We start from the raw sequence: 2,833 nt of genomic DNA, 5'->3' as shown, positions 1-2,833 counted from the left end.
GTTATGACAGCCCGCCGGTTCAGGCGGGCTTTTTTGTGGAGTGGATATGGCAGCAGTAAAAATCTCAGGTGTGCTGAAAGATGGTGCGGGAAAACCAATACAGAACTGCACCATTCAGCTCAAAGCAAAACGTAACAGCACCACGGTTGTGGTGAACACGGTGGCCTCAGAAAATCCGGATGAAGCCGGACGTTACAGCATGGATGTCGAGTATGGCCAGTACAGCGTTATCCTGCTGGTTGAAGGTTTTCCGCCTTCACATGCCGGGGCCATCACCGTGTATGAGGATTCTAAGCCGGGGACATTGAATGATTTTCTGGGCGCTGCAACAGAAGATGATGTTCGTCCGGAGGCACTGTATCGTTTTGAAAAGATGGTGGAAGAGGTGGCACGCAACGCTGAAGCCGCCTCTCAGAGCGCAGCGGCAGCAAAGAAATCAGAAACAGCAGCGGCATCGTCCAGGAACGCGGCGAAAACATCAGAGACGAATGCAGGTAACAGCGCGAAAGCGGCAGCTTCTTCAAAAACAGCCGCACAAAATGCAGCAACAGCGGCAGAACGTTCAGAGACAAATGCCCGTGCGTCAGAGGAAGCCTCCGCAGGCAGTGAAGAGGCTTCCCGCCGTAATGCAGAGTCAGCCGCTGAGAATGCCGGAATCGCCACCACAAAAGCGCGGGAGGCCGCAGCAGACGCAACAACGGCCGGGCAGAAAAAGGATGAGGCTCTGTCGGCAGCGACACGAGCTGAAAAGGCGGCAGACCGCGCAGAAGCCGCAGCGGAAGTGACTGCAGAGCCCTATGTGAATATAGTGCCGCCGCTGCCTGATGTGTGGATACCGTTTAACGATTCACTGGATATGATTACGGGTTTTTCGCCATCATATAAAAAGATTGTTATAGGTGACGATGAAATAACAATGCCAGGCGACAAGATTGTTAAGTTTAAACGTGCTTCAACAGCAACGTATATTAATAAGTCCGGCCAACTCAAGCTTGCTGAAGTTGATGAACCGCGATTTGAGCGCGATGGCTTATTGATTGAAGGACAGAGGACAAATTATCTGAGGAACTCAAATAAACCAGACTCATGGACTGTTCATTCCGCACTGAATAAAACATTTGGCACTGATAAACGGGGGTTCAATTATGCCACGGTGACACCCACGGAAAGTATAGTGGGAACAACAGGTGGCTATACTGTGCATGGTGTGGTTGCAGCAGACAGATTCCCGCTGGCAAGTGGTGAATGTTTCACTTTTTCGTGCCGGGTTAAAGGCGCTAAAGCACGATGCAGGTTAAGAGTTTCAGTTATTATTGGTGGAACAGATACCTTCTCTGCTGACTCTTATCTTGATCTGGATACCCGGATTGCAACAGTAAGCGGTAATACATCCCTTATAACGGCCAAAGCTGAACAACAGGGTGAGTGGACTTACTATGAGTCCACTTATACAGCTAATACGGATATTGATACCGTTAACTGTGCTTTTTATATGTCAAACAAAATAAGTAATGAGCCATTCTATGATGACTCAACATTAACCATGACGACGCCGCAAATTGAACTGGGCAATACGGCATCGTCATTTATTGTAACTACAATGCCAACAACACGCGCAAGTGATGTAGTTACTATCCCATCGCAGAATAACCTGTCAACAAGGCCTTTTACGGTATTGTGCGAAGTAAGCAGGAGCTGGAGTACACCGCCCAATGTTGCGCCAAGGATATTTGATGTTGGAGGGCACCGTATTGATGATAATTATTTATCGCTGGGGTTTGTTTCAACAGGAAAGATAAGCGCCAACGTAGGAATGGTTCAGCCACAAATTGCCTCAGATGGAGAAAGGTTCATTGTGGGTGTGAGAGCTAAATCTGATTTATCAGTAAATGCAATATGCAATGGTAATTATACAACAAACCTTAATGGTAAAATATTTGGAATTACAGCAACATCGTACCGGTTTGGTGGGCAGACCGCAGCAGGAACGCGTCATTTGTTTGGACACATCAGAAATTTCAGAGTCTGGTTTAAAGAATTAAATGACAGGCAAATCAAGGAGGCAGTATGAAAGATTTAACTTTGAAATTTCCTGGTAACAGAGAGTTTAAATCCTTCCTGTCATCTCTTGACTGGGAGGAGGATGAAGACCTCCAGAATAAACTGTTAGTCGATGAAATTGGTTTCACCTACACAGAAACAGGGGTAACAGAAGAGGGAGAACCTGTCTGTGTCCGGAATGACGGTTATTTTGTCAACATTCGCATTCTTGATGACTTGTTTGATGTTTCTGTATTCTCTGATTATGTCGTGGAGCTGGAAACACCGCTTCGGGAATGGAGCTGAAAGGAGGAAATAATGGATATAAGCCCCTTACTTCATGCACTTTGTGCTGTGGCTGCGCAGATACTGGTTGGTCTTTTTACCGGAAACTGGGCTTACGGAGCGATAGCCGGTTGTACGTTCTTCATTGCGCGTGAACATACCCAGGCAGAATATCGCTGGATTGAAATGTCGGGCATGGCAAGCGAATGAATATGCCGTGGTGGGGCGGTTTTGATACACGTGCATGGGATGTGGCAAGCCTGATGGATTTTGCTGTGCCGGTGGTGGCGTGTCTGCTGGTCTGGCTGTTGGTTAATCGTGGGTGAAAAAAGGTGAGCTGTATATGCAACGGAGGAAGAAACCCCGTTGCTGGAAGCCTGGAAAAAGTATCGGATGCTGCTGAACCGTGTTGATACATCAACTGCACCTGATATTGAGTGGCCTACGAACCCTGTCAGGGAGTAATCATTGGGATTATGCCGCAGCACGTCTTAAGCAAGAACGTGCT

At 47.5% G+C, this 2,833-nt stretch carries 1 protein-coding gene and 4 pseudogenes; all 5 read left to right on the top strand.

Annotated features, from left to right (window positions below; genetic code table 11):
• Positions 1–46 precede the first annotated feature (46 nt).
• Positions 47–413 (top strand): annotated as a pseudogene (locus tag ACJHYW_RS25115) (prophage tail fiber N-terminal domain-containing protein); the annotation flags it as partial.
• Between the two features lie 1,654 nt (positions 414–2,067).
• Positions 2,068–2,346, top strand: a complete 279-nt coding sequence (locus tag ACJHYW_RS25110) for a hypothetical protein (RefSeq protein WP_000654172.1) — start codon at positions 2,068–2,070, stop codon at positions 2,344–2,346.
• Between the two features lie 12 nt (positions 2,347–2,358).
• Positions 2,359–2,651, top strand: a pseudogene (locus ACJHYW_RS25105) (hypothetical protein).
• Between the two features lie 19 nt (positions 2,652–2,670).
• Positions 2,671–2,790: pseudogene (locus tag ACJHYW_RS25100) on the top strand (tail fiber assembly protein); the annotation flags it as partial.
• A pseudogene (locus tag ACJHYW_RS25095) lies at positions 2,763–2,833 on the top strand (nucleocapsid protein); the annotation flags it as partial. The pseudogenes ACJHYW_RS25100 and ACJHYW_RS25095, both read left to right, overlap by 28 nt.

This window comes from Escherichia sp. WS3063 (assembly GCF_046486595.1).
GTDB classification, from domain to species: domain Bacteria; phylum Pseudomonadota; class Gammaproteobacteria; order Enterobacterales; family Enterobacteriaceae; genus Escherichia; species Escherichia coli.
The sequence above is the reverse complement of the archived record's forward strand: the minus strand, read 5'-3'. Positions and strand labels throughout refer to the sequence as shown.

Excerpts from the sequence above, each read along its gene's own strand:
- ACJHYW_RS25110 (WP_000654172.1), top strand. The coding sequence starts at position 2,068 with ATGAAAGATTTAACTTTGAAATTTCCTGGTAACAGAGAGTTTAAATCC.